Raw genomic sequence first — 25918 nt, 5'->3', positions numbered from 1 at the left:
GACATACGAAAACTCCCCTTATCGTTTCTAGTGAATTTTTGTTTTTTCACTGTCCACTATAAGGGGAGTATATCAAAAGTCCTAGCCTCTCAATTGTCTTTGGATTGTCGAGAAAGACGCAGTGGTTGAGTAGGCTCTACTACGCTGATTTTATCAGCTTTACAGCCCTACTCAACTGTGCGGAGGTGGGACGACGAAATCGAATTCTAACGAATGACCGATTTCTGTCCACGCTCTCTTTTGCTTTTGTCAAACACTCCTTAGTCGCATTTTCAAGAGATTTAGGGTACAATAGACATACAATTTACACGTCTTGGAGGCCGTCATGTTTAAGTGGATCAAACGATTGTTTGGAATTTTTCTTCTTCTTTTTATCTTCTTAGTAGTTTTATTGGTACCAGGTTCTATTCCTGAAGGAGAACAACTGAGAAATGTACAAGCCGGTAGCTCCCTAGTAGACCTGGCTAAAAATGCTGCCTCAAATGGATCCGTGACCACAGAAGGATTATCAACTGAGCTGAGTTTGAATTCTGTGCAGCTCAGTCAAATCGTGAAAACTAGTGCTGGCGATGCACTTGAACATTCAGATTATCAAAAGATGGCCCTTGAGATGAATGGCAATGATCTTCATGTCAAAATTCCTGTTTCTTTAGGGCCGGTTGATAGTTATTTGGATTTGACGATGACGACACAGGTTGAAAACAATGTCTTAACCAGCCACCTTACAGGTGCTAAATTAGGAAAATTACCGATTCCAAAATCTTTGGTTCTCAACTATTTAAAAGAGAAGGAGGGCCAAAACGGAGCCGGTTTAACGGTGACGGATGACAACGTGATCCTCCAGCTCCCTCAAGCAGTCTATACTATTTCAAAAGCGCATGTTGATAATGGGACTGCCAAAGTGACCATTAGCATTCCCTTGTACTAATGATGTAATCAAGGAATCTAGGGGTCCTTTTAGGGACTAGTCTGAGTGTTACAGTTTAGTCAAAACAGTCTGTCATGAGAAACGGGTGCTAGTTGATATAAAGAGGCTGGGACAAAAGTCCTAGCCTCTCAATTGTCTTTGGATTGTCGTGCAAGACGCAGTGGTTGAGTGGGCTCTACTACGCTGATTTCATCAGCTTTTATAGCCCTACTCAACTGTGCGGAGGTGGGATGACGAAATCGAATTCTAACGAATGACCGATTTCTGTCCCACTCTCTTTCTCGTTGGTAGCCATAGAAGGGAAGATAAGATGTTTTTAGAGCATTATTTTGACCGCTATACCTTTCAGCCTGAAAAAGGGCTGGCTTATGGGTTTAGAAAGACGGATACGGGATACATCTACCAGTGTTCGCTGTTAGAGGATAGCTTTTTGCTGAAGTTCTGGATCAAGAACCAGGAGATTTCCTTTAAAGTTTATGATCAGGATACGGGGGATGAATACATCCAGATTCATTTGGAACAACTCCAAGGAAATTTTGTCGGCCAAGTTCGCCAAGCTTGTCAGGAAACCCTGGCAGCCATTCGGCAGTCCTGTTTCGAGGTGGAAGATTTTCTCTATCCTCAAGCAAAACGGTTGATGGCTTATATTTCCCAGCGCTATCAAGGATCCATTGAGTATCTTTGGGATCGTTCTCCCAATTCAGGAGCTATTCGGCACCGGAAGACGCTTAAGTGGTATGGGGTTTTTATGACCATTGATTGGAAGAAATTGGATACTGGCAAGTCTGGGAAAATTGAAGTTTTAAATGTTAAGGCTAATCAAGCTGCGGATTTAATACATGAGAAGGGGATTTATCCGGCTTTTCATATGAATAAGAAGTATTGGGTGAGCATTCCGCTAGACGATTCACTTACCGATGAAGAGCTATTTGCTCTAGTGGATACCAGTTGGCAACTTACGAAAAAAGGAACTTAAAATGAAATTGTTACACAAACTATCCTGGTTTTTTAGATTAGAAAAGAAACACTATCTGATTGGTATTTTATCCTTAATCCTGGTTAGTTTTTTTAATCTGATCCCTCCCAGAATCATGGGGGTCGTGATTGACCGGATTGATAAAAAAAGGCTGACGATGGGGCAATTGGCTCTGGATATTTCGCTCTTGGTAGTTGCGGCCCTTGCTATGTATGCTCTTCGTTTTATCTGGCGGCGCTATATTTTTGGGACAGCTAATAAGTTGGCGCGGATCTTGCGCTACCGATTGTTTAAACAATTCACGCTCATGTCGCCTTCTTTTTACCAACGTTATCGGACAGGAGATCTCATGGCCCATGCGACCAATGATATCAATGCGGTAACCATGTATGCAGGTGGCGGAGTCATGTCTGCTGTTGACGCTTCTGTGACAGCCTTTGTCACCCTGGTGAGCATGTTTTTCATGATTGATTGGCGCTTGACCTTACTGGCGATTTTGCCCCTACCTTTCATGGTGGTTGTGACTTCTGCGATCGGTCGCAAAAATCACCAGGCCTTTAAAGAAGCACAAGAAGCTTTTTCGGACTTAAACAATTTTGTTCAGGAATCAGTTTCTGGCGTCAAGGTGACCAAATCCTTCGGATTTCAGACAGATGAAATTCAGGCTTTTGAAAAGACTAATCAAATGGTTTTCGGCAAGAATATGCGATCAGCCAGTTATAATGCCTTATTTGATCCAACGACGCTTCTATTTGTTGGGTTGTCTTATGTGGTCACACTCTACTTTGGAGGGTTATTTGTCCAAGAAGGGTCCCTGAGCGTTGGGCAAATTGTAACCTTTATCACTTATCTCAATATGCTAGTGTGGCCTCTTCAAGCCATGGGCTTTTTGTTTAATATCAGTCAGCGCGCCAGTGTATCTTATGACCGTATTGAAAAGCTACTAGCAGAATCGGCGGATATCAAGGACCCAGCTCAGCCTGTTACTGAAATTCAAAACGGAGACCTGGAATATCAGATTCAATCCTTTGCTTATGAGGATGAGCCGGTTCTGTCTCATATTCATTTTCGTCTAGAGAAGGGGCAAACTCTTGGGATTGTGGGACCTACTGGTTCTGGTAAAACGACCTTGTTGCGCCTCTTACTAAGGGAACACGACCTGGAGAAAGGCACGATCTTTCTCAATGGAGTCTCTCTCAAAGACTATCGTTTAAAGGATTTGCGTGGCCTGATCGGCTATGTCCCGCAAGACCAGATTCTATTTGCGATGACCATTCGTGAGAATGTAGCTTTTTCTGATCCTAAACTTTCAGAAGAAGCACTGGTAGAGGCTTTAAAGATCTGTGATGTCTACGAGGATATTTTAGCTATGCCAGATCAGCTAGAGACCTTGATTGGTGAGAGAGGTGTTTCTCTCTCAGGAGGACAAAAACAGCGGATTGCTATGAGCCGGGCCTTGGTTATGGATCCGGAGATCTTGATTTTGGATGATTCCTTATCAGCAGTGGATGCCAAGACCGAGCATCAGATCATTGAAAATATGAAACAAAACCAGACAGGTAAAACGACGATTCTAACAGCCCATCGCTTATCGGCTGTTGTTCATGCAGATTTGATACTCGTGATGGAAAATGGGCAAATCAAAGAACGAGGCAACCACGAAAGCTTGATGGCAGAAAAAGGTTGGTACTATGAAACCTACCAAGCCCAACAATTATCTCAAGAAATGGAGGGAAAGCTAAATGAAACTATCAGAAGCTAGTGTCATGAAGCGACTCTTGGCTTATATGTGGCGCTACAAATGGCTGACTGCACTGGCCTTGGCCTTTACCTTCTTAACCAGCCTTTTCTTAACAGCTATCCCTCTTGCGGCACGCTGGTTTATAGACAATCTGGTGGATCCAAAAGTGGCACAGATTCCCGTCCTAACAGCGCTTCAGTTTTTAGCACTCTATTATGCCTTATTTGTCGCCAGGGTGTTTGCGACTTATCTGAGTCAATTAAGCTTTGCGCGCGTGTCCAATTCCATCGTCAGAGACATTCGCTTGGACATTTTCCGAAACCTCCAAGGCCTTGGCATGTCTTTTTATGACCAGACAGCAGCAGGTTCCATTGTTTCGCGCGTGACCAATGATACCCAGGCAGTGGCAGATATGTTTTCTACCGTCTTTTCAAGTTTGGTTTCTTCCCTCTTGCTTTTTCTAGTGACTCTAGTAACCATGTTTAGTTTGGACTGGCATTTGACCATTTGGATCCTGCCGTTTCTGCCGATCATTTGGATTTCAATCAAGCTCTATCGTAAGTTTTCCAATCGTTTGGTCAAAATGACCCGGCAAAAATTATCGGATATCAATGTGAAATTAGCTGAGTCTATTGAAGGCATGCGGATCGTGCAGGCCTTTCGTCAAGAGAAGCGCCTGACCCAAGAGTTTGAGAAAATCAATGGCGAACATTTGTCTTATGCCAATCGCTCCGTGGATGTCAATTCCATCTTTTTAAGGCCAGCTATGTCGCTCTTACAGGTCCTTGCTTATGCCGTTATTCTGACCTTCTTTGGACTCAATTGGCGCAATTCAGGCTTTACAGCAGGCTTGATCTATGCCTTTATCCAGTATGTCAACCAGCTCTTTCAACCCTTGATTGATGTCACTCAGAATTTCGCTACCTTGCAGACGTCAACAGTCTCTGCAGCGCGTGTCTTTGAGATGATGGATCGAACAGACTACGAACCCAAGCAAGCTGGCTATCTAAACGAAATTGAGCGAGGAGATATTCGCTTTGAGCACGTTTCCTTTTCATACGATGGCAAAAGAGATGTTCTAAAAGATATTTCTTTTGAGGTCAAAAATGGCGAAACCATTGCCTTTGTTGGTCATACCGGTTCTGGGAAATCCTCTATCATCAATCTCTTTATGCGCTTTTATGAATTTGATCGTGGTCGGATCTTGATTGATGGAAATGATATCAAGGACTATAGTCAAGAAGCCTTGCGAAAATCCATCGGTCTGGTTCTACAAGAGCCCTTTCTCTACCATGGAACCATTGCTTCAAATATCCGCATGTATCATCAAGAATTGACAGATGAGGAAATTCATCAAGCTACAGAATTTGTGGATGTGGCAGAGTTCATTGAAAGTCTTCCAGGAGCTTATGACCATCCTGTGACAGAACGTGGTTCGACCTTGTCTACTGGGCAACGCCAACTTCTTGCCTTTGCCCGGACGATTGCTGTCAAACCGAAGATTTTGATTCTCGATGAGGCTACTGCCAATATTGACCAAGAAACCGAAGAGATGATTCAAAGCTCTCTGAAGAAGATGCGACAAGGACGGACGACCATTGCTATCGCCCACCGCCTTTCCACCATCCAAGATGCCAACTGTATTTATGTGCTTGATAAAGGAAAAATCATCGAATCGGGAAGCCATGAGGAGCTCATTGCTCTTGAGGGAACTTATAAGAAAATGTATGACCTGCAAGCTGGTATGATGCAGTAAAGGATGGGTGTTCATTCCAAATTTAACCTTGTAATTTTGATCTATTCGCAGTAAAATAGAGAAAAGAAGAAAAGGGAGCAACGTATATGTCAAATGATTTTATCCTCATGGGAGTTGTGATTATCTTGTTTGGACTCTATTTCACCCTTCAAGTGGAGCTCAATAAGGTAAGGAATCAACTAACCCATTTCCTCCTTCAACCGGGTAGCATTTCCAAAGAACAAAAAGAAAAGTATCTCAAGGAACCAGAGATCGAAGCGATTCGCTTAATTCGTCTGGACTATCATATTGGCATTCAAAATGCAAGAGTGGTTTATCAACAGTTGAAGAAATAAAAGAGAGAGTGGGACAGAAATCGGTCATTCGTTAGAATTCGATTTCTGTCCCACTCTCTTTCCTATTCAAAATAGCTCGTCAGTTCTGGTAAGACTGTGGCGACGGCTGCTGCTGGGATTTTGGCAAGTTGGTAGGGACAAGCACCAATATAGGCCTCTTCAAAGAAGTCAAGTGGAAGGCCACCATGCTTTAGGGTTGCTAAGGATTTGACCTGACTGAGATCCAGCAAGACCCCGTCATGAATCAGTGTGAGATGAGGAAGAAGGGAGGAATCAGCCAGTAGGGCCTGAAGCGTCTCTTCTTCCTTTTTTCGTCTCGCAAGGAGTCTTTTTTTATTGGTCAGATACATGCCATTTTCGATATAGAGGCTTAAGGCCTTTTGCATGATGAGGTTACTATCGTAGTCCAGAATGGTTTTATAGCTCAAGACTGGATTTACAAGGTTCTTGGGTAGAATCATAGAAGTGATCCGAAGGGCCGAGAAGAGGTTGGTTGAAAAAGACTTGATATAGATCACTCGATTGTGCCGATCTAGATAATGAAAGGAAGGCGCATTGTGCCCATCCAGATCTCCTAGATAGTCATCTTCTACGATATAGACGTCGTAACGCTCCGCTAGGGCTAGAATCGCTTCCTTGTCCTTTGTGAGATAGCTATGGCCAAGCGGATAGTGGAAGCGCGGAATTGTATAGAAAAATTTGATGTGGCCACTTTTGAAAATGGCTTCTAGCTCTTCTAGATCAATCCCATCTAGATTCCTTTGAATGGTCCGGTAGGCTAGCTGTTGGGCAGAGAGCAACTGGTTCATGCGGTGATAGGTGGGTTGTTCAATCAAGATCTGAGATTTCTTATTTGGAAAGTCAATCTGACTGAGGATGTTCAGAGCTTGTTGCGTGCCCGTGGTCAGTACAATCTGATCGACTGTAGTATAGATCCCTTCGTCTTCTAGTAAGCCTTGAATGGAGGCTCGTACCTCAGGAAGACCTGCTTGGTCGGAAACGTTATTGAAGAGATAATTTTCGCGACCAATTAAGGTCTCATTGATACAAGTCCGGAAGTCCTCAAAAGCTTGGTTACGATCCTCCTCTAATTTGATGGGGAGATCTTCATGTTGATTCGACTCTTGCTCCAAGACATAGTAACCACTTTGGGGTTTGGCATAGAGCACATGTTGGTAGGTCAAGTCCAGTAAGGCCCGCTGGACCGTATCCTTGCTACAAGAAAACTGACGAGCCAACTGGCGAACGGACGGGATTTTCTGCCCGGTTGCGAGTTGCCCCCCTTGAACGGCTTCTTTTAGATAATGAATGATGTCTTTGTATTTACTTGTTTTGGTCATGACTGTCCCCATACAGTTTTTTTCTATTGTACAGAAAAACCGACAAAAAAACCACTCCGAAGAGTGGCTCTCGGTTACATATAGTAAACAATGGCTAGATACTGAAGAGCAGAAGCAGCTAGAATAAAGAGGTGCCAAATCATGTGGAAGTAAGGTTTTTTCTTAGCATAGAAACCAGCACCCACTGTGTAGCAAAGACCACCCATGAGCATGAGGCCCCAAAAAATCGGAGTGGTTTGGCGAATGATGGGTGGAATGATAAAGACCACCAACCAGCCCATGATTAAGTAAAGAGCGAGACTGAATTTTTCGTTGACCTTTTTAGCAAAGATTTTGTAGAGGATCCCAAAGATGGTCGTCCCCCATTGGATCAGGATAATACTGTAGCCTACCCAATTATTCATCAAAGTCAAGACAACCGGTGTGTAGCTACCAGCAATGGCAATGTAGATCATGGAATGATCAATAATGCGAAGCACATACTTTTGAGGAGAATCATAGGACATAGCATGGTAGACTGTCGAAGAAAGAAACATCAAAAAGAGGCTAATCACAAAAATAGATGTTCCAACAGCACTGAGAAGGCCGTGCTGTTCGAAGCTATAGATGGCAGAGATCGGGAGAAGAATCAGCATGAGAAAGGCGCCAACAGCATGGGTTACACTATTTGCAATTTCTTCTCCAAAAGATAATTTTTTACTTAGTTTCATGGTGTAGTTCATCAGGGATGTCCTCCGAATTTTCTGGTTGAATATAAGAGATGGTTTCAAGATAAAGTTGAACCGTCTGGCAAGCTGCACGGATAATGGGAGCTATTGGTTCTTTTTGCTCATTGAGATAATCGACAAAACTATTGTAGAGAAGGTCTGAGTTCGCTTGCTGGTGAAGGTAATTCAAGGTGGAAGCGATCTCTTGGATAGAGAAGACCGTCTTCAGGGTCGTAATGGCGATCAAGCGAGCGATTTGATGGCGCTGGTATTTCTTCTTGTCTGGTTTTTCGACATAGCCGTGTTTGACATAATTATTGATCATAGCAGCGGTTAAGCCTTTGTCTGAAGAAGAAAGAACCGGTGCACAGGTCTTATTGACATAGAGCAATACTTGATCCAGATAGAGATCCAAATCAGGAAGCTCTTCCCAACTAGGATAGTGAAATGTAGTCACAGAATTTTCACCTTTCTTATATCTAGTTTTGATAACTAGATAATACCATTAAAAAAAACTCCTGTCAAGGAATTTTCAAAAATATGGTACAATAGTCCTATGAAAATTTTAATTCCATCCGCTAAAGAACTTAATGAAAAAGGGCGCACGGTCGTACCCAAACCGTTATCCCCCCAGACCAAACAGATCCTCCAAAGCTTAGGGGACTTCTCGCTTGAAGATTTAGCTAGCTTTTATGCGATCTCAGAAGAGAGGGCTCAAGTCGAGCGGGAAAGGATCGAAGCCTTGGTCAATGGAAGCGCCAAGTCTTATCCTGCCTTGGAACTGTTTGATGGTCTCATGTACCGCAGTATGGAGCGAAAAAACTTATCCGACAAAGAGCAGACCTATCTTTCAGAGCATTTGCTAATTACCACAGCTTTGTACGGTGTCATTCCTGCTTATGAAGGAATTGCTCCTCATCGTTTGGACTTTATGATGAAGCTAAAACCGGCCGGTCAGTCCTTAAAAACGATCTGGAAAGAGAGCTATGATCTGGCAGTAGTAGAAGAGGATCAAATTCTTTCTCTCTTGTCATCTGAGTTTGAATTGGTCTTTTCAAAAGCCATTCGTGAACGCATGATTCAAATTAAATTTATGGAGAATCGTGGTGGTAAGCTTAAAATTCACTCGACCATTTCAAAAAAAGCCCGTGGGGCCATGGTCACAGCCATGATGAAGCAGGAAATAAACCAGTTAGAAGATTTGAAGAAACTTGAAGTGGCCGGTTTTTCTTATCGTCAGGACCTGTCACGAGAAAAAGAGTGGGTATTTGTAAAAGATTAAAAAAAATTCCTGACCAGGATCAGGAATTTTTTTATTAATTGTTGGAAACGCCTCACCACAAAACTCCAAAATAGAGGATTTTGGAGTCATATGGCTCTTTTTAGTGGTGATTTAGGCAATGGTTTTAAACTTCTTCAAAAGCTCTTGCAATTCAGCCTGTTCACCTGTGTTAAAAACCTGCATCAGGCGTTGGATGTTTTTGATATGATCGGGAAGGGCTTCTTCGATCTTTTTACGCCCTGCATCAGTAATCGATACCAGATAGGCGCGACGGTCTTCTGGATCAGTCTCACGGGTAATCCAACCATCACGGACCATGTTACGGATCACGACGGTCATATTACCAGATGTCGCAAGAATACTGTCAATCAGATCTTGGATACGGAGATCGCCTTTGCTGTACAAGGTCTCTAAAACAGAGAATTGGGTTGGTGTCAACTGGTGCTTCTTAAAGATATTCGCCTCAGATGCACGGATCAATCTCTCTGCCTTGTGAAAGACAATCATGGTTTTTAAATCTACGTTTGCTTCTTTGAATAGTCTCTTTAAATTTTCCATACTTCTATTTTATCAATAAATAGTATTTATGCCTTTTAAATTTATTTTCAAATTCGTTACAAAAATGTAACAAATTTATATAACTATAAACAAATCAGCGTCAGTTGTTAATTTTACTTTGTTTATCAAATAAATTTATACTAAAATATTGTAAAAGGGATGAAATATTAGTAATAAATCTTTCTTAAAAATCTATAGAATTCTGCTAGGCTTTGGTGTATAATGTGAGAGTGAAAGAAAAAAAGAATCATTTTATCATGTGGCAACATCTTATTGGGATTTGCCTCTTATTGCTAACAGGGATTTTTTCGGTTTTATTTTTGGCCGTTCATACGGTGGACCAGGAAGCTAATCGGATCGCTAAAGCCAAACAAGTGGCTTTATCTCGGTCTACGATGGTTCAGATTGAGGATACGTCAGTCTTTAATGGCCAGGATTCCTATGTGACAGTGATGGGAGAAGATCAAGAAGGCCAAAAGCTGGCGGTTCTTGTGGCAAAGGAGAATCATGCCGTTTATTCTTACCCATTAAACAAGGGGATCAGCCAGAAAAAAGCTTCTGCAATTGTAAAGGACAAAAGTAAGGATCCCATTGAGCGGGTTACTTTTGGTCGCTATCAAGGAAAGGCGATCTGGGAAGTAAAGGCTGGTAGTTCCTTTTATGTCATTGATTTTAAGACTGGAAAAGTCATTCGTGTATTGTAAGTGTTGAGGAGAAGGTATGAAATTATCACATCGTGTAATGGAAATGGAAGAAAGCGTGACGTTGGCCGCAAATGCGCGCGCTAAAGCTCTAGCTGCAGAAGGTCGGGATATTTTGAGCTTGACCCTTGGGCAGCCTGACTTTGCAACTCCAAAAAATATTCAAGAAGCAGCAGTCGCATCGATCGAGGATGGTCGCGCCAGCTTTTATACGGTCGCTTCTGGGCTTCCAGAATTGAAAGATGCCATTAGTGACTATATGAAACAATTCTATGGTTATGCAGTGAACCGGAATGAGGTTGTGGTTGGTACTGGGGCCAAGTTTATTCTTTATGCTTTCTTTACTTCTGTTATCAATCCAGGTGATGAGGTCATCATTCCAACACCTTGCTGGGTCTCTTATGTAGACCAAGTCAAGATGGTGGAAGGAACACCCGTTACTTTCCAAACAACAGAAGAAAATCACTTCAAAGCCACTGTAGAGCAACTGGAAGCAGCGCGTACAGACAAGACTAAGGTGGTCTTACTGAATTCGCCTTCTAATCCAACAGGAATGATATACAGCAAAGAAGAATTGGAGGCGATCGGTAACTGGGCTGTCGAACACGACATCTTGATTTTGGCAGACGATATCTATGGCCGTTTGGTCTATAATGGCAATACCTTTACACCCATTTCTAGTCTCTCTGAAGCCATTCGCAAGCAAACCATCGTGATTAACGGAGTTTCTAAAACTTATGCCATGACCGGTTGGCGGGTAGGCTTTGCAGTAGGGGATCCTGAAATTATCGGAGCCATGGCCAAGGTCATCAGTCAGACCACTTCTAATTTGACGACGGTATCTCAATATGCTGCTATTGAGGCCTTGACAGGAGACCAATCCTCCATTGAGATTATGCGCAAAGCTTTTGAAGAACGCCTGAATACCATTTATCCTCTCTTGAATGAAGTGCCTGGTTTTGAAGCCATTAAACCTCAAGGTGCCTTCTATCTTTTTCCAAATGTCAAGAAGGCCATGGAGATGAAGGGGTACACGGATGTGACAGAATTTACTACAGCGATTTTGGAAGAAGCAGAGGTCGCTCTGGTAACGGGAGATGGCTTTGGTGCCCCTGAAAATGTTCGCTTGTCTTATGCGACCGATTTGGATACGCTTAAGGAAGCTGTACGTCGCCTTAAGGCCTTTATGGAAAAATAAGCAATAAGGATTCTCAGTTAGCATTCTGGGAATCTTTTCTGTTAAAAAATCAAGATTTTTGGCAGGTAGAATCTAGCGTATATAGGTGAATTGTGTTACAATAAAAGGTAATGATGTCTTTGGACAAGAACAACCAGAAAAGGAAGATGAATTATGACAAAACGGATTACCATCATCGAAGTAAAAGACTACGTCGGTCAAGAAGTGACTATCGGTGCTTGGGTAGCAAACAAATCAGGTAAAGGGAAAATTGCCTTCTTGCAATTGCGTGACGGGACTGCTTTTTTCCAAGGTGTAGCTTTCAAACCAAACTTTATCGAAAAATTTGGCGAAGAAGTGGGGCTTGAAAAATTTGATACCATCAAACACTTGAGCCAAGAAACGTCTGTTTACGTTACAGGGATTGTCAAAGAGGACGAACGATCTAAATTTGGCTATGAGCTCGATATTACAGACATCGAAGTCATCGGTGAATCGCAAGACTACCCAATCACTCCCAAAGAACACGGTACAGATTTCTTGATGGACAACCGCCACTTGTGGTTGCGTTCGCGCAAGCAAGTCGCTGTCATGCAAATCCGTAATGCCATTATCTATGCAACTTATGAGTTCTTCGACAAGAATGGCTTTATGAAGTTTGATAGCCCAATTCTTTCAGGAAATGCTGCAGAAGATTCTACAGAACTTTTCGAAACAGACTACTTTGGAACACCAGCCTACTTGAGCCAATCTGGTCAGCTTTATCTTGAAGCTGGTGCTATGGCCCTTGGTCGCGTCTTTGACTTTGGTCCAGTATTCCGTGCTGAAAAATCTAAGACTCGTCGTCATTTGACGGAGTTCTGGATGATGGACGCTGAGTACTCTTACTTGACACATGATGAATCACTTGACTTGCAAGAAGCTTATGTCAAGGCTTTGCTTCAAGGTGTTCTCGACCGTGCTCCTCAAGCCTTGGAAGCTTTAGAACGTGATACAGAGCTCTTGAAACGCTACATTGCAGAGCCATTCAAACGGATCACATATGATGAAGCTATTGACCTCTTGCAAGAACATGAGGGTGATGAGGATGCTGATTATGAGCATTTGGAACATGGAGATGACTTTGGCTCACCACACGAAACGTGGATTTCAAACCACTTTGGTGTGCCAACCTTCGTGATCAACTACCCAGCAGCCATCAAGGCCTTCTACATGAAACCAGTCCCTGGTAACCCAGAGCGCGTGCTTTGTGCAGACTTACTTGCACCAGAAGGCTACGGAGAAATCATCGGTGGTTCCATGCGTGAGGAAGACTACGACGCCCTTGTCGCGAAGATGGAAGAACTTGGCATGGATCGTACAGAGTATGAATTCTATCTTGACCTTCGTAAGTACGGTACAGTGCCACACGGTGGTTTCGGGATCGGTATCGAGCGGATGGTTACTTTCGCGGCTGGTACAAAACATATCCGTGAAGCCATTCCATTCCCACGTATGTTGCACCGTATCAAACCTTAAAAAGACGTAAAAACGCCGGTAGGCGTTTTTAACTTTTATATCACAAGATGATTAGGAAAGGGATTCTTATGCTGAAAAGAGATATCATTGATGGAAAAGAATATGATTGTATTCATGGTGCTTTGATTGCTGACTTGGATCATACCATTCAAACCATGTTGCAGATTTCTTATCCCGATAGTCAGATGGATGACTTTATTACCTACAAGAATTTAAGTCAGTATTGTATGGATTATCTGTCTCAGATTATTGATCGGGCGAATGAGAAAAATGAGGCGATCAAGCAACAGGTGACGGCAGTCTTGCCAATGACGGAGGCTCCCTTTAACGTTGAAGACCGCTTGACGGCTAGCTATACCTTCGGCCAGCGGGTGGCGGATTCGGTCGCACGTTTTGGTGGATCATGGACTTTTATCATCACCTTTATCTTGATGATGGGGATTTGGATGTTGATTAACGTGGTGCATCCTTTTGGCTGGAATTTTGACCCTTATCCATTCATCTTGTTGAATCTAGCCCTGTCTACGATTGCGGCCATTCAAGCTCCTTTGATCATGATGAGCCAAAATCGGGCGGCAGATTATGACCGCCTGCAAGCGAGAAATGACTTTAACGTCAATATGGAGTCTGAACGGGAAATCCGCTTATTGCATACGAAGATTGACCATATGGTGCAACAAGACCAGACGGATTTACTGGAAATTCAAAAGCTGCAAATGGAATTATTGGTATCCCTGTCAAATCAAGTCATCCAATTGCGTCAGGAAATAAATCAAGAAAGAACAGAGGAGGTGGAGAAAATGTAGGCAACTCTAAGTAAGTCTTTTAGAAACACAAAAAATATCTATTGAAAGAGAGAAAACAATGTTTAAAAGAACTTACAAAGGCAATATTCCACTCCTAGCAGGACTGGAATTTACATCTTATTTTGGAATCACCAGTTTTTGGATTTTATTTTTCATTCAGAATGGTCTTTCCTTGCTTCAAATCGGTCTCTTAGAGAGTATCTTTCATGGGACCAGTCTCTTGTGTGAGATCCCTTCTGGTATGTTGGCTGATCGATTTAGCTACAAGACCAATCTCTATTTAGCTCGCTTATCCAGTATTGGATCCTCCATCTTGATTTTGTTTGGTCAGGGGAATTTTTGGATGTATGCGCTTGCCATGATGGTCAATGCCTGGTCTTACAATTTTGATTCGGGAACCAGTACCGCTTTCTTATATGATTCAGCAGTTGAAGCGGGTCAAAAGGACCGTTACCTTCAGATTTCTAGCTTTTTGTCTGGTGTGGCTGAGGTCACCCGAACTTTAGGTACAGTTGTGGCAGGCCTCTTTGTTCATGGCGCCTTGGCTTGGACCTATTATATTGCCATCGGCCTTTCATTAGTTTCCATTCTCTTGATTTTTCTGATGAAAGAGCCTGAAACCAAGAATAATGAAAGAGACCACTTGACCTTAAAACGAATAGTGGTGGTAGTGAAACAAGAATGGCGGGAAAAGCCAGTACTTTTTTACTGGATGCTCACCTATCAGTTGGTAGGGACCATCATGTGTATGTTTTATTTTTACTACCAGCAGAAAATTAGTGACCTAGCTAGTTGGCAAGTGTCGCTCGTCATGCTTGTTGGGAGTCTCTTAAATCTCCTAGCGGTTTATCTGGCTAGTCAAATCGGAAAAAAATGGAATAGTGATCGCGTCTTTCCGATTCTGGTTGCACTGACAGGTTTGGCCTTGTTTTTGGTCGCATTCAGGACTCCATTCGCATATCTAAGTGTCTATCTCTTAACCAATGCCCTTTATGCAGTGTACCAACCCATATACTACAATGAGTTACAAGGCTATTTACCGTCCAGTGTGCGTGCAACCATGCTGAGTATCAATTCGATGATGTTTAGTCTATCCATGATCGTTATCTTCCCACTGACGGGTTGGTTTATTGATAGTTATGGATTTGTAGCAGTCTTTATTGTGCTAGGACTTATAACCTTATTCTCTTTCCCTCTCTTACTGATTGGACTGAGGAAAATGGGTAAGAGCTTAAACAAGAGCCTAAAGAGTGAATAAAATTCTGACGGTTCATTTGTCTAACAAGGTTTAAATAGAACAAAACTAAACGAACTCTCTCTGCTTTGCAGGAAGATTAAGATTAAAGAAAAAGTCATCTTAGAAACTTTCCTTAGGCGAGGACGGACGTCAGCGAACTTCTACGAAGTTCCATGACTTAGTTTTGAACCTAAAGTTTCAAAACTCCCGAGTGCTAGAAACAATAGTGTTTCTAGCACTTTTCTCACAGCGGAAAGTTTCAGTAGATGATTGAATAACTTTTACAAATAAAATTATTTTATCCTTAAAGAAGTTAATAAATTTGTATAAAAGTGCAGATTATATATGTTTTCATTCTCTCCGCTATGCAGGGAGAGTTTTTTTGTCTGTGAAAATTGTGGTAAAATAGGTACATCCTTTACAATTAGAATCGAGTCGTATGAAACCGTTATTGAAGTATTTTAAGGGCTATCTGGTAGAAACCTTTTTAGGGCCCGTGTTTAAACTTTTAGAAGCCATTTTTGAATTATGTGTTCCCTTAATCATTGCCCACTTGGTCGATCAGGTCATTCCACAAAAGGAAACGAGCGGAGTGGTGATGACGGTCGGAGTTTTGTTTTTATTTGCCGGCCTTGGTGTTGTCGTAGCTATTACGGCTCAGTATTTTTCATCTAAAGCAGCTGTCGGCTTTACCCGTGAGATGACAAAGGAGTTGTATGATAAGATCTTGTCCCTTCCGAAGGACAAGCGAGATAGGATCGGTACATCTAGTTTGGTGACCCGTCTCACCTCTGATACTTATCAAATTCAGGTTGGGATCAATCTCTTCTTGCGCCTCTTTTTAAGAGCACCGATTATTGTCTTTGGCTCTATTATCATGGCCTTCACCATCAGTCCCAAATTAACCCTTTGGTTCTTGGGGATGGTGACCATTTTGGCGCTGATTATTGTCCTCATGTCTCGGATTGTCAATCCTCTCTTTGCAACCATTCGGAAAATCACAGACCGAATGGTTACGGTAACGCGTCAGCAATTTCAAGGGATGCGAGTGATTCGGGCCTTTGGACAACAGGCTAGTGAATTAGAAGATTTTAGAGAGGTCAATCAGGACTACAAAGTCTGGCAAATTCGCGCTGGTATCTGGTCTAGTTTGGTGAGTCCCTTGACCTTCCTTGTGGTCAATACGACCTTAGTCTGTGTCATTTGGCAGGGACAAGTAACTATCTCTGCGGGTCTTCTGACTCAAGGGATGTTGGTCGCTCTGGTCAATTATTTATTGCAAATTTTAACAGAATTGATCAAGCTGGCTATGCTGGTCACGTCTTTAAATGTCAGCTATATTTCAGCCAAGCGGGTACAAGAGATCTTTGATTTGAAAGAAGAAGACCTCCTAGAAGCTTTGGCAGAGGAAACCGCAACAGAACAAGAAGCGATCAGTGCAGAGGAAGTTTCTTTCACCTATCCAACGGCTTCAAGCCCAGCCCTAGAGGGAATTTCCTTTGATCTTGACCAAGGACAGATGCTGGGAATTATCGGTGGTACAGGATCTGGGAAGTCCACCCTGGTTCAGCTTTTGAGTCATTTGTATGCCGTTAGTCAAGGCCAATTAGCCCTCTATCATCAAGGACATTCTCCTAAAACTCTCAAAGAGTGGCGGGAGTGGGTAGCTGTCGCCCCACAGAAAGCAGAGCTCTTTCGTGGAACTATTCGTTCCAATCTCTTACTTGGGATGGATGAAAGTGTGACGGATCATGATTTGTGGTGGGCACTAGAAATAGCTCAGGCGGCTGATTTTGTCCGTGAAAAAGAAGGACAACTTGATGAGCCGGTTGAAGCCTTTGGTCGAAATTTTTCAGGTGGCCAACGCCAGCGTTTGACCATTGCGCGTGCTCTTTTGAAAAGGGCCCCTTTCTTGATTTTGGATGATTCGACTTCTGCCCTGGATTATTTGACGGAAGCTCGCCTCTTAAAATCGATTAAAGAAGAATTGAGTAATACGAGTCTGATCCTAGTATCACAACGAACCAATAGTCTTAAATCTGCTGATCAGATTTTGGTCTTGAATAAGGGCCATCAAGTAGGCCTGGGCAATCATGAGTTCCTCTTGGCTACGAATGAGATTTATCAAGAAATTCATAAATCACAACACGGGAGGGAGGAAGCATGAGTCAAAAACGTTCTAGTTATTTAAAACGTCTGTTTAGAGATTTTGCTCACCATCCCGGTTTCCTGATTCTAGCCAGTATCGGAACCATTGCTCAAGTAGCCTTAACGGTTTGGTTACCGATCTTGATTGGACATGCGGTTGACTTGGTTATCAATCCTCAAGGGATGAAAGTCTTATGGCCTGTTTTGATCCAAATGGTGCTGATTATTTTGGCAAATACCTTGATTCAATGGATCAATCCTCTTCTCTACAATCAATTGGTCTATCGATTTAGCCAAACCCTAAGGGCAGAAGTGATGGAAAAAGTACACCGCTTGCCCCTGTCTTATCTGGATAAGCAAGGGAGTGGGGACTTCGTCAGTCGTCTCACGACCGATGTGGAGCAACTTAATAGCGGGCTTCTCATGGTCTTTAACCAGTTCTTTGTTGGCCTCTTAACCATTCTTGTGACCATTGTGACCATGGCAGAGCTGGATTTCTTTATGATGGTAGCGGTTCTGGTCTTGACTCCTTTGTCTCTTTTGATTGCTCGTTTTATTGCCAAGCGTTCTTATACGCTTTTTCAAAAGCAGACCAAGGCGCGTGGTCTTCAAACTCAGTTGATCGAGGAGTCGTTGACCCAGGAAAGTTTGATCCAGTCTTTTAACGCTCAGGATCAATTCCGTGCGGCCTTTAAGGAGACGAATGAAACCTACGCTAAGTATTCCCAATCCGCTGTCTTTTATTCTTCTACTGTCAATCCTGCGACTCGCTTTGTGAATGCTATGATTTATGCAGTGGTGGCTGGATTTGGTGCGGTTCGAATCATTTCAGGTTCGCACTTCACAGTAGGTCAATTAGTGACCTTCCTCAACTATGTCAACCAATACACCAAGCCATTTAATGATATTTCCTCTGTCTTGTCAGAACTCCAAAGTGCCCTTGCCTGCGCAGAGCGCTTGTACAGCGTATTGGATCAAGATGAGATCAAAGAGACGGGACATCAGGTTCTAGAAACTCAGGATGTCAAAGGGGCGATTGGCTTTGAGCACGTCACATTTGGCTATGATGTAGGACGGACCTTGATCAAAGATTTAACCATCCAAGTTCCAGCTGCTAGTAAGGTTGCTATTGTAGGGCCTACAGGAGCAGGAAAATCTACCTTGATCAATCTGCTCATGCGTTTCTACCCTGTGAACTCTGGGATGATTACGATTGATGGGGCGCCGATTACGGACTACACCCGTGCTTCCTACCGCCAACAGTTTGGCATGGTGTTGCAAGAAACCTGGCTTAAGGTTGGGACTATTCATGAAAATATCGCTTTTTCTCGTCCAGATGCGACCAGAGAAGAAGTGATAGAAGCAGCAAAAGCAGCCAATGCGGATTTCTTTATCCGGCAGTTGCCACAAGGGTATGATACCTATCTTTCAGATGCTGGAGAGTCTTTGTCCCAAGGTCAACGCCAACTCTTAACGATTGCGCGGGTTTTCCTCTCTGTTCCTAAGATTTTGATCTTGGATGAGGCGACATCCTCTATTGATACTCGGACTGAGGTCTTGATTCAAGATGCCTTTTCTCAGCTCATGAAGGGACGGACCAGCTTTATTATTGCCCACCGCTTATCGACCGTTCAAAATGCCGATATGATCCTTGTCATGGTGGATGGAGATATTGTTGAACATGGTACTCATGAAGAGCTGATGCAAGCGCAAGGTGTTTACTACAAGTTGCAGACAGCTCAGCAACAGATTGGTTAGAATGTAAACAAACTATTTTTAAAGTAAAAATAGCATAAAAATCTAGTTATCCGCATAAAAACTGGACTTATCACACTTTATCAAGGTCAAAACCACTCAATTTACTACTAATTTACTACTTATGAATGAGCTTTGATACGACGATTTATCCTTGAAAAGTGAAGATATAAAGATACTTCCAATAAAATTTGAATATTTAATAGGTAGACACTTCAAAAAATGAGGTGTCTATTTTTTTACCCGATTTTGAAAGGAAGTGAACTTATGAAAACAAAAAATCAAGAATCAAAAGGTCGTTCCCCACTCTTTAAGACCATCAAACATTCATTCAGCCAATAAAAAAGAAAGGATAGGTAAAAATATGGAACTTAAATTTGTGATTCCCAACATGGAAAAAACATTCGGCAATTTAGAATTTGCTGGCGAGGATAAAGTCGTTCAGCGAAGAATCAACGGACGGCTAACTGTCTTATCAAGAAGCTATAATCTCTATTCTGATGTTCAAAGAGCAGATGATATTGTGGTGGTGCTTCCTGCTGAAGCTGGCGAAAAACATTTCGGCTTTGAGGAACGTGTGAAGTTAGTCAATCCACGTATTACCGCAGAGGGCTACAAAATCGGCACTCGTGGTTTTACAAATTACCTTTTACATGCTGACGACATGATAAAAGAATAAAGAAAGAGAGGAAAAATGATGAGATTAGCAAATGGCATTGTATTAGATAAAGACACGACTTTTGGAGAATTGAAATTCTCTGCTCTACGTCGTGAAGTGAGAATCCAAAATGAAGACGGGTCGGTTTCAGATGAAATCAAGGAACGTACCTATGACTTAAAATCCAAAGGACAAGGACGCATGATTCAAGTAAGTATTCCTGCCAGCGTGCCTTTGAAAGAGTTTGATTATAACGCACGGGTGGAACTTATCAATCCCATTGCGGACACCGTTGCTACTGCCACCTATCAAGGAGCAGATGTTGACTGGTATATCAAGGCAGACGATATTGTGCTGACAAAGGATTCTAGTTCATTCAAAGCTCAACCACAAGCAAAGAAAGAACCGACACAAGACAAATAGTCGCTAGGTAGAAAGGAGACTTTTTCGCATGAAACAGCGTGGTAAAAGGATTCGCCCATCTGGTAAAGATTTAGTCTTTCATTTTACGATAGCGTCACTCCTGCCTGTTTTCCTGCTGGTTGTCGGACTGTTTCATGTGAAGACAATCCAGCAGATCAACTGGCAGGATTTTAACCTATCACAAGCAGATAAGATTGACATTCCCTATTTAATTATCAGTTTCAGTGTCGCAATTCTTATCTGCTTGCTGGTAGCGTTTGTATTCAAACGGGTTCGCTATGATACGGTTAAACAACTTTACCACCGTCAAAAACTGGCAAAGATGATACTTGAAAACAAGTGGTATGAATCTGAACAGGTCAAAACAGAGGGTTTCTTTAAAGATAGTGCTGGTCGTACAAAGGAAAAGATAACCTACTTCCCTAAAATGTATTATCGACTTAAAAATGGCTTGATACAGATACGGGTGGAAATCACGCTGGGAAAATATCAAGACCAACTCTTACACTTGGAAAAGAAATTAGAGAGTGGCTTGTACTGTGAGCTGACGGATAAAGAGTTAAAGGATTCCTATGTGGAATATACTTTGCTCTATGACACCATAGCCAGTCGTATTTCTATTGATGAAGTAGAAGCTAAAGATGGTAAACTTCGCTTAATGAAAAACGTATGGTGGGAATATGATAAGCTCCCTCATATGTTGATTGCTGGTGGTACAGGTGGCGGTAAAACTTACTTTATACTGACACTGATTGAAGCCTTGCTTCATACAGATTCAAAACTGTATATTCTTGACCCGAAAAATGCTGATCTTGCGGACTTAGGTTCTGTGATGGCAAATGTCTACTATAGAAAAGAAGACTTGCTTTCTTGCATTGAAACATTCTATGAAGAAATGATGAAACGTAGTGAGGAAATGAAGCAGATGAAGAACTATAAGACTGGCAAAAATTATGCTTACTTAGGTCTCCCGGCACACTTCTTAATCTTTGATGAATACGTCGCTTTCATGGAAATGCTGGGAACAAAAGAAAACACCGCAGTTATGAATAAGCTGAAACAGATTGTCATGTTAGGTCGTCAAGCTGGCTTCTTTCTAATACTGGCTTGTCAACGTCCAGACGCAAAATATTTAGGCGACGGAATCCGTGATCAGTTTAATTTCAGAGTGGCTTTAGGTCGTATGTCTGAAATGGGCTATGGCATGATGTTTGGCAGTGACGTACAAAAGGATTTCTTCTTAAAGCGAATCAAAGGTCGTGGCTATGTTGATGTAGGAACAAGTGTCATATCAGAGTTTTATACTCCCCTTGTACCAAAAGGATATGATTTCTTGGAGGAAATTAAAAAGTTATCCAACAGCAGACAGTCCACGCAGGCGACGTGCGAAGCGGAAGTCGCAGGTGTGGACTGATCTTGCTGGCTGGTGTGGCAATAGCCACGCCAGCACTTAACCCCCCGTATCTAACAGGGGGGTACAAATCGACAGGAAACAGTCAAAAAAACATTAGAAAATCCTTTGGTTACAAGGGATTTACAAAATTTCAGCGTATGTCAAATGGGCTTTAAAAGTTGACATACGCCTTTTTGATTGGAGGGATTTTTACTGAATGAACAAACTTGGTTACAGCATTTAAAAGAAAAACGCTTGGCTTATGGACTATCTCAAAACCGTTTAGCTGTTGCGACTGGTATTACAAGGCAGTATCTAAGCGATATTGAAACAGGAAAAGTCAAGCCATCAGAGGATTTACAGCAGTCCCTTTGGGAAGCTCTGGAACGCTTCAATCCCGACGCTCCCCTTGAAATGCTGTTTGATTATGTAAGGATTCGCTTTCCGACAACAGACGTACAGCAGGTGGTCGAAAACATCTTACAACTGAAACTGTCCTATTTTCTTCATGAGGACTATGGTTTCTATTCTTATTCAGAGCATTATGCTTTAGGCGACATATTCGTCCTTTGCTCCCATGAACTGGACAAAGGAGTTCTGGTGGAATTGAAAGGTCGTGGGTGCAGACAATTTGAAAGCTATCTTCTGGCACAACAAAGAAGCTGGTATGAGTTCTTTATGGACGTTTTGGTGGCTGGCGGTGTGATGAAACGCCTTGACCTTGCCATTAACGATAAGACAGGGATTTTGAATATCCCTGTACTCACTGAAAAGTGCCAACAGGAAGAATGTATCTCCGTCTTCCGCAGTTTTAAAAGCTATCGCAGTGGCGAACTGGTACGCAAAGAGGAAAAGGAATGTATGGGAAACACCCTCTATATCGGTTCATTACAAAGTGAAGTTTATTTCTGTATCTATGAAAAGGACTACGAGCAGTACAAGAAAAATGATATTCCCATTGAAGACGCAGAAGTAAAAAACCGTTTTGAGATTCGATTGAAAAATGAGCGTGCCTATTATGCAGTCCGTGATTTACTCGTCTATGACAATCCAGAGCATACCGCCTTTAAAATTATCAATCGGTATATCCGTTTTGTAGATAAAGACGATTCCAAACCTCGTTCTGATTGGAAACTGAATGAAGAATGGGCTTGGTTTATTGGGAACAATCGTGAACGATTAAAACTAACCACAAAACCAGAGCCTTACTCCTTCCAAAGGACGCTGAACTGGCTATCTCATCAAGTTGCCCCGACCTTAAAGGTTGCGATTAAACTTGATGAAATCAACCAGACGCAGGTTGTAAAAGACATTCTCGACCATGCGAAACTGACAGACCGACACAAGCAGATTTTGAAGCAACAGTCAGTAAAAGAACAGGACGTGATAACAACAAAAAAAGGATATAATGGGAGATAAGACGGTTCGTGTTCGTGCTGACTTGCACCATATCATAAAAATCGAAACAGCAAAGAATGGCGGAAACGTAAAAGAAGTTATGGAAATAAGACTTAGAAGCAAACTTAAGAGTGTGTTGATAGTGCATTATCTTAAAATTTTGTATAATAGGAATTGAAGTTAAATTAGATGCTAAAAATTTGTAATTAAGAAGGAGGGATTCGTCATGTTGGTATTCCAAATGCGTAATGTAGATAAAACATCTACTGTTTTGAAACAGACTAAAAACAGTGATTACGCAGATAAATAAATACGTTAGATTAATTCCTACCAGTGACTAATCTTATGACTTTTTAAACAGATAACTAAAATTACAAACAAATCGTTTAACTTCTGTATTTGTTTATAGATGTAATCACTTCAGGAGAGATTACATGAACAAAAATATAAAATATTCTCAAAACTTTTTAACGAGTGAAAAAGTACTCAACCAAATAATAAAACAATTGAATTTAAAAGAAACCGATACCGTTTACGAAATTGGAACAGGTAAAGGGCATTTAACGACGAAACTGGCTAAAATAAGTAAACAGGTAACGTCTATTGAATTAGACAGTCATCTATTCAACTTATCGTCAGAAAAATTAAAACTGAATACTCGTGTCACTTTAATTCACCAAGATATTCTACAGTTTCAATTCCCTAACAAACAGAGGTATAAAATTGTTGGGAATATTCCTTACCATTTAAGCACACAAATTATTAAAAAAGTGGTTTTTGAAAGCCGTGCGTCTGACATCTATCTGATTGTTGAAGAAGGATTCTACAAGCGTACCTTGGATATTCACCGAACACTAGGGTTGCTCTTGCACACTCAAGTCTCGATTCAGCAATTGCTTAAGCTGCCAGCGGAATGCTTTCATCCTAAACCAAAAGTAAACAGTGTCTTAATAAAACTTACCCGCCATACCACAGATGTTCCAGATAAATATTGGAAGCTATATACGTACTTTGTTTCAAAATGGGTCAATCGAGAATATCGTCAACTGTTTACTAAAAATCAGTTTCATCAAGCAATGAAACACGCCAAAGTAAACAATTTAAGTACCATTACTTATGAGCAAGTATTGTCTATTTTTAATAGTTATCTATTATTTAACGGGAGGAAATAATTCTATGAGTCGCTTTTTTAAATTTGGAAAGTTACACGTTACTAAAGGGAATGGAGATAAATTATTAGATATACTACTGACAGCTTCCAAGAAGCTAAAGAGGTCCCTAGCGCCTACGGGGAATTTGTATCGATAAGGGGTACAAATTCCCACTAAGCGCTCGGGACCCCTTGTAGGAAAATGTCCTAAGTGGGATATCTGTCAACTGGTATGGTTGACTAAAAATACTTCCTACGAAAATGTAGGGGGTATTTTTTTACGAAAAAATACAATCGATTCTTAAAAAGAAAAATTTTTGATTGGCAAAACCATAACAAGTTCGTTTTAGGGTTTTGATTTTGCGATTGATGCCTTCTAAAGGACCATTAGAGTATTCAAATTTAGCGCTATTTAAGACATATTTTCTGTTTTGACGAAGGGTTTGAATAGCAGTATCCATTTCTGTATTGGTTTTTTGGTAGTCTAAGATGGTTGACTCTAGTAATTCACTATTGCGCTCGTTTAGGGCTTTCGTGATATCTTGGTAAGTTTGGTATACTTCAGCGAACTTGGAAAATTTACTAGTAATGAGATCAACAGCATTTTGGCGAGTCATATATTGTTTAACGCCGCGAAGAAAAACTACTTCTTCAGGGTGAAGATCTTCAGCTTTTTTATGGAATAGCTTCCAATGTGACTTCATAATTTTATATTCTTGGCTCTGTTTATCAAGTTGCTTTAGGATAGAGATACGACAATTGTCCAAAGCGCGACCAGCTAATTGTACAAGGTGGAAGCGATCAATAATGATATTGGCATTAGGGAAAAGGCGATAGATAAAACTTTGATATTGAGCATTTAAATCAATTACAACTGATTGAACGCATTCGCGTTCGGCTTTTGAATAACGACTTTCAAAATAATCAACAATGGTAGGTGATAGACGATCCTGTAACTTTGTGACAATTTGGTGGGTTTCAGCGTCACAACAGATAAAGGACATCACAGACTTAATTGAACGAAACTCGTCAAAACATAGATGCTTAGGCAACTTAGCCACACGATAGTGTGGTTCCATGCGCTCTAAGATTGTTCGACGAACACTGCTAGGAGAGCAGTGACACATTTCAGCAATAAGCTGACCAGATAAGCCTTTACGAGCTAAAAGCATGATTTGATTTTTGAGATCACTGGATAAGGTTTGATTTTCTTTGGTTAAATTAGTAATAGCACCAAAAGTAGTATGGCATGATTTACATTTATAGCGTTGTTTACGAAGCTCTAGTTCATATCTTCTCCCATTTAAACTTGCCAGTCGTACATGAGTTTTGCGAAAGCCATCCTTATTAACTGTGGGAAAGCCACAGTTACGACAACGATTAATCGGATAAGAAAGAGTAGCTGTTATTAGCGTTATATACTCTTTAACAGAATCGTTGTTGTGTTCAGCTTCTTCAACAGAAATAATTTTAATATTTTTATCTTTAATTCCAAGAATATTTAGGATAGAATCATTATGGGACATTTGTTTAACCTTCTTTCATGATTTTTGTGGTGAATTGATTGTATAACGAGGGGACAGCAAATGTCCTCTTTTTTGTATAAAAAAATCTGGCATGGAATCTCTATCCATACCAGAAAGTGTATACCCCAAAAAAATAACTCAAATACAAATTCATTGAATATAGAGAGGAGAACATTTTTATGAATTTTGGACAAAACCTTTATAACTGGTTTCTATCAAACGCTCAATCACTGGTGCTTTTAGCAATCGTTGTGATTGGCTTGTATCTTGGCTTCAAGCGTGAGTTTAGCAAACTGATTGGCTTTTTAATTATTGCGATTATTGCGGTTGGCTTAGTCTTCAACGCTGCTGGAGTAAAAGACATTTTACTAGAGCTATTCAATCGCATTATTGGTGCTTAAATAA

The 25918-nt window shown here is 41.4% G+C and carries 27 protein-coding genes; 22 read left to right on the top strand and 5 right to left on the bottom strand.

Annotated features, from left to right (window positions below; translation table 11 throughout):
• Window positions 1–325: 325 nt before the first annotated feature.
• The 5 genes from HA044_RS05625 to HA044_RS05605 all read left to right on the top strand — a co-directional run bounded on the left by HA044_RS05625 (window position 326) and on the right by HA044_RS05605 (window position 5736).
• Window positions 326–928: a hypothetical protein gene (locus HA044_RS05625; protein WP_187540017.1), complete on the top strand. Its 603-nt coding sequence runs from the start codon at window positions 326–328 to the stop codon at window positions 926–928.
• A gap of 310 nt (window positions 929–1238) precedes the next feature.
• Window positions 1239–1904, top strand: coding sequence for an MmcQ/YjbR family DNA-binding protein (locus HA044_RS05620; RefSeq protein WP_187540016.1), 666 nt, complete (start codon window positions 1239–1241; stop codon window positions 1902–1904).
• Window position 1905: 1 nt separating this feature from the next.
• Window positions 1906–3666 (top strand): ABC transporter ATP-binding protein, encoded by a 1761-nt coding sequence (locus HA044_RS05615; RefSeq protein ID WP_187540015.1) that lies wholly within the window; start codon window positions 1906–1908, stop codon window positions 3664–3666.
• A complete protein-coding gene (locus HA044_RS05610) occupies window positions 3647–5401 on the top strand; it encodes an ABC transporter ATP-binding protein (protein ID WP_187540014.1) in 1755 nt (584 codons plus the stop codon). The genes HA044_RS05615 and HA044_RS05610 overlap by 20 nt, the downstream gene beginning before the upstream one ends.
• A gap of 86 nt (window positions 5402–5487) precedes the next feature.
• Window positions 5488–5736: a hypothetical protein gene (locus HA044_RS05605; protein WP_187540012.1), complete on the top strand. Its 249-nt coding sequence runs from the start codon at window positions 5488–5490 to the stop codon at window positions 5734–5736.
• Between the two features lie 62 nt (window positions 5737–5798).
• Here the strand turns inward: HA044_RS05605 and HA044_RS05600 are convergent, their stop codons facing one another.
• The 3 genes from HA044_RS05600 to HA044_RS05590 form a co-directional block, all read right to left on the bottom strand.
• Window positions 5799–7076: a PLP-dependent aminotransferase family protein gene (locus HA044_RS05600; protein ID WP_262407544.1), complete on the bottom strand. Its 1278-nt coding sequence runs from the start codon at window positions 7074–7076 to the stop codon at window positions 5799–5801.
• A 74-nt stretch (window positions 7077–7150) separates the two neighbouring features.
• Window positions 7151–7798: a hemolysin III family protein gene (locus HA044_RS05595; protein ID WP_187540009.1), complete on the bottom strand. Its 648-nt coding sequence runs from the start codon at window positions 7796–7798 to the stop codon at window positions 7151–7153.
• Window positions 7773–8240 (bottom strand): DUF1836 domain-containing protein, encoded by a 468-nt coding sequence (locus HA044_RS05590; protein ID WP_187540007.1) that lies wholly within the window; start codon window positions 8238–8240, stop codon window positions 7773–7775. Before HA044_RS05590 ends, HA044_RS05595 begins: the two co-directional genes overlap by 26 nt.
• A 99-nt stretch (window positions 8241–8339) precedes the next feature.
• On the opposite strand from HA044_RS05590, the gene yaaA reads away from it, so the two are divergent.
• Complete coding sequence (gene yaaA, locus HA044_RS05585; RefSeq protein ID WP_187540005.1) at window positions 8340–9065, top strand: peroxide stress protein YaaA; 726 nt, start codon at window positions 8340–8342, stop codon at window positions 9063–9065.
• A gap of 111 nt (window positions 9066–9176) precedes the next feature.
• On the opposite strand, the gene HA044_RS05580 is transcribed toward yaaA, so the two are convergent.
• A complete protein-coding gene (locus HA044_RS05580; RefSeq protein WP_187540004.1) occupies window positions 9177–9623 on the bottom strand; it encodes a MarR family winged helix-turn-helix transcriptional regulator in 447 nt (148 codons plus the stop codon).
• Between the two features lie 257 nt (window positions 9624–9880).
• Between HA044_RS05580 and HA044_RS05575 the strand changes: the two genes are divergently transcribed.
• From HA044_RS05575 to erm(B), 15 genes are all read left to right on the top strand, one after another.
• Window positions 9881–10327, top strand: a complete 447-nt coding sequence (locus tag HA044_RS05575; RefSeq protein ID WP_187540002.1) for a DUF5590 domain-containing protein — start codon at window positions 9881–9883, stop codon at window positions 10325–10327.
• Window positions 10328–10343: 16 nt separating this feature from the next.
• Window positions 10344–11522, top strand: a complete 1179-nt coding sequence (locus HA044_RS05570) for a pyridoxal phosphate-dependent aminotransferase (protein WP_187540000.1) — start codon at window positions 10344–10346, stop codon at window positions 11520–11522.
• 153 nt (window positions 11523–11675) lie between these two features.
• Window positions 11676–13019: an asparagine--tRNA ligase gene (asnS, locus tag HA044_RS05565; protein WP_222935340.1), complete on the top strand. Its 1344-nt coding sequence runs from the start codon at window positions 11676–11678 to the stop codon at window positions 13017–13019.
• A 68-nt stretch (window positions 13020–13087) separates the two neighbouring features.
• Entirely contained in the window at window positions 13088–13825 is a 738-nt protein-coding gene (locus HA044_RS05560; RefSeq protein WP_187539998.1) for a DUF1003 domain-containing protein, read from the top strand.
• Between the two features lie 58 nt (window positions 13826–13883).
• The gene (locus HA044_RS05555) at window positions 13884–15083 is read left to right on the top strand and encodes an MFS transporter (RefSeq protein WP_187539996.1); all 1200 of its coding nucleotides are present in this window, start codon (window positions 13884–13886) and stop codon (window positions 15081–15083) included.
• A gap of 418 nt (window positions 15084–15501) precedes the next feature.
• On the top strand, window positions 15502–17229 hold the full coding sequence (locus tag HA044_RS05550) for an ABC transporter ATP-binding protein (RefSeq protein ID WP_187539995.1): 1728 nt from the start codon (window positions 15502–15504) through the stop codon (window positions 17227–17229).
• Entirely contained in the window at window positions 17226–18968 is a 1743-nt protein-coding gene (locus HA044_RS05545; RefSeq protein ID WP_187539993.1) for an ABC transporter ATP-binding protein, read from the top strand. The genes HA044_RS05550 and HA044_RS05545 overlap by 4 nt, the downstream gene beginning before the upstream one ends.
• 361 nt (window positions 18969–19329) lie before the next feature.
• Window positions 19330–19644: a YdcP family protein gene (locus HA044_RS05540; protein WP_000420682.1), complete on the top strand. Its 315-nt coding sequence runs from the start codon at window positions 19330–19332 to the stop codon at window positions 19642–19644.
• 15 nt (window positions 19645–19659) lie between these two features.
• On the top strand, window positions 19660–20046 hold the full coding sequence (locus HA044_RS05535; protein WP_000985015.1) for a YdcP family protein: 387 nt from the start codon (window positions 19660–19662) through the stop codon (window positions 20044–20046).
• 28 nt (window positions 20047–20074) lie between these two features.
• Window positions 20075–21460, top strand: coding sequence for an FtsK/SpoIIIE domain-containing protein (locus HA044_RS05530; protein WP_000813488.1), 1386 nt, complete (start codon window positions 20075–20077; stop codon window positions 21458–21460).
• A gap of 2 nt (window positions 21461–21462) precedes the next feature.
• The gene (locus HA044_RS05525) at window positions 21463–21615 is read left to right on the top strand and encodes a hypothetical protein (RefSeq protein WP_000879507.1); all 153 of its coding nucleotides are present in this window, start codon (window positions 21463–21465) and stop codon (window positions 21613–21615) included.
• Window positions 21616–21637: 22 nt separating this feature from the next.
• Window positions 21638–22858, top strand: coding sequence for a MobT family relaxase (mobT, locus tag HA044_RS05520; protein ID WP_000398285.1), 1221 nt, complete (start codon window positions 21638–21640; stop codon window positions 22856–22858).
• Window positions 22848–23015 carry an MLS leader peptide gene (locus HA044_RS05515; protein WP_000502600.1) on the top strand — a complete coding sequence of 56 codons (168 nt, stop codon included), beginning with the start codon at window positions 22848–22850 and terminating at the stop codon, window positions 23013–23015. The genes mobT and HA044_RS05515 overlap by 11 nt, the downstream gene beginning before the upstream one ends.
• Before the next feature lie 48 nt (window positions 23016–23063).
• Entirely contained in the window at window positions 23064–23147 is an 84-nt protein-coding gene (locus HA044_RS05510) for a 23S rRNA methyltransferase attenuation leader peptide (protein WP_001814874.1), read from the top strand.
• 124 nt (window positions 23148–23271) lie between these two features.
• A complete protein-coding gene (gene erm(B), locus HA044_RS05505; protein WP_001038795.1) occupies window positions 23272–24009 on the top strand; it encodes a 23S rRNA (adenine(2058)-N(6))-methyltransferase Erm(B) in 738 nt (245 codons plus the stop codon).
• Window positions 24010–24265: 256 nt separating this feature from the next.
• On the opposite strand, the gene HA044_RS05500 is transcribed toward erm(B), so the two are convergent.
• Window positions 24266–25513 (bottom strand): ISL3 family transposase, encoded by a 1248-nt coding sequence (locus HA044_RS05500; RefSeq protein ID WP_000019067.1) that lies wholly within the window; start codon window positions 25511–25513, stop codon window positions 24266–24268.
• A 179-nt stretch (window positions 25514–25692) separates the two neighbouring features.
• Between HA044_RS05500 and HA044_RS05495 the strand changes: the two genes are divergently transcribed.
• On the top strand, window positions 25693–25914 hold the full coding sequence (locus HA044_RS05495) for a hypothetical protein (RefSeq protein WP_001009056.1): 222 nt from the start codon (window positions 25693–25695) through the stop codon (window positions 25912–25914).
• Window positions 25915–25918: the final 4 nt, after the last annotated feature.

It is taken from the genome of Streptococcus sp. IMAU 99161 (genome assembly GCF_014435245.1).
Taxonomy (GTDB): domain Bacteria; phylum Bacillota; class Bacilli; order Lactobacillales; family Streptococcaceae; genus Streptococcus; species Streptococcus lactarius.
The sequence above is the reverse complement of the archived record's forward strand: the minus strand, read 5'-3'. Positions and strand labels throughout refer to the sequence as shown.

Excerpts from the sequence above, each read along its gene's own strand:
- HA044_RS05620 (WP_187540016.1), top strand. The coding sequence starts at position 1,239 with ATGTTTTTAGAGCATTATTTTGACCGCTATACCTTTCAGCCTGAAAAA.
- HA044_RS05575 (WP_187540002.1), top strand. The coding sequence starts at position 9,881 with ATGTGGCAACATCTTATTGGGATTTGCCTCTTATTGCTAACAGGGATT.
- HA044_RS05560 (WP_187539998.1), top strand. The coding sequence starts at position 13,088 with ATGCTGAAAAGAGATATCATTGATGGAAAAGAATATGATTGTATTCAT.
- HA044_RS05595 (WP_187540009.1), bottom strand. The coding sequence starts at position 7,798 with ATGAACTACACCATGAAACTAAGTAAAAAATTATCTTTTGGAGAAGAA.
- HA044_RS05580 (WP_187540004.1), bottom strand. The coding sequence starts at position 9,623 with ATGGAAAATTTAAAGAGACTATTCAAAGAAGCAAACGTAGATTTAAAA.
- asnS (WP_222935340.1), top strand. The coding sequence starts at position 11,676 with ATGACAAAACGGATTACCATCATCGAAGTAAAAGACTACGTCGGTCAA.
- HA044_RS05545 (WP_187539993.1), top strand. The coding sequence starts at position 17,226 with ATGAGTCAAAAACGTTCTAGTTATTTAAAACGTCTGTTTAGAGATTTT.
- HA044_RS05615 (WP_187540015.1), top strand. The coding sequence starts at position 1,906 with ATGAAATTGTTACACAAACTATCCTGGTTTTTTAGATTAGAAAAGAAA.
- HA044_RS05540 (WP_000420682.1), top strand. The coding sequence starts at position 19,330 with ATGGAACTTAAATTTGTGATTCCCAACATGGAAAAAACATTCGGCAAT.
- HA044_RS05500 (WP_000019067.1), bottom strand. The coding sequence starts at position 25,513 with ATGTCCCATAATGATTCTATCCTAAATATTCTTGGAATTAAAGATAAA.
- HA044_RS05495 (WP_001009056.1), top strand. The coding sequence starts at position 25,693 with ATGAATTTTGGACAAAACCTTTATAACTGGTTTCTATCAAACGCTCAA.
- HA044_RS05530 (WP_000813488.1), top strand. The coding sequence starts at position 20,075 with ATGAAACAGCGTGGTAAAAGGATTCGCCCATCTGGTAAAGATTTAGTC.
- HA044_RS05510 (WP_001814874.1), top strand. The coding sequence starts at position 23,064 with ATGTTGGTATTCCAAATGCGTAATGTAGATAAAACATCTACTGTTTTG.
- HA044_RS05535 (WP_000985015.1), top strand. The coding sequence starts at position 19,660 with ATGATGAGATTAGCAAATGGCATTGTATTAGATAAAGACACGACTTTT.
- HA044_RS05570 (WP_187540000.1), top strand. The coding sequence starts at position 10,344 with ATGAAATTATCACATCGTGTAATGGAAATGGAAGAAAGCGTGACGTTG.
- HA044_RS05515 (WP_000502600.1), top strand. The coding sequence starts at position 22,848 with ATGGGAGATAAGACGGTTCGTGTTCGTGCTGACTTGCACCATATCATA.
- yaaA (WP_187540005.1), top strand. The coding sequence starts at position 8,340 with ATGAAAATTTTAATTCCATCCGCTAAAGAACTTAATGAAAAAGGGCGC.
- HA044_RS05555 (WP_187539996.1), top strand. The coding sequence starts at position 13,884 with ATGTTTAAAAGAACTTACAAAGGCAATATTCCACTCCTAGCAGGACTG.
- HA044_RS05600 (WP_262407544.1), bottom strand. The coding sequence starts at position 7,076 with ATGACCAAAACAAGTAAATACAAAGACATCATTCATTATCTAAAAGAA.
- HA044_RS05605 (WP_187540012.1), top strand. The coding sequence starts at position 5,488 with ATGTCAAATGATTTTATCCTCATGGGAGTTGTGATTATCTTGTTTGGA.
- HA044_RS05550 (WP_187539995.1), top strand. The coding sequence starts at position 15,502 with ATGAAACCGTTATTGAAGTATTTTAAGGGCTATCTGGTAGAAACCTTT.
- HA044_RS05610 (WP_187540014.1), top strand. The coding sequence starts at position 3,647 with ATGAAACTATCAGAAGCTAGTGTCATGAAGCGACTCTTGGCTTATATG.
- HA044_RS05625 (WP_187540017.1), top strand. The coding sequence starts at position 326 with ATGTTTAAGTGGATCAAACGATTGTTTGGAATTTTTCTTCTTCTTTTT.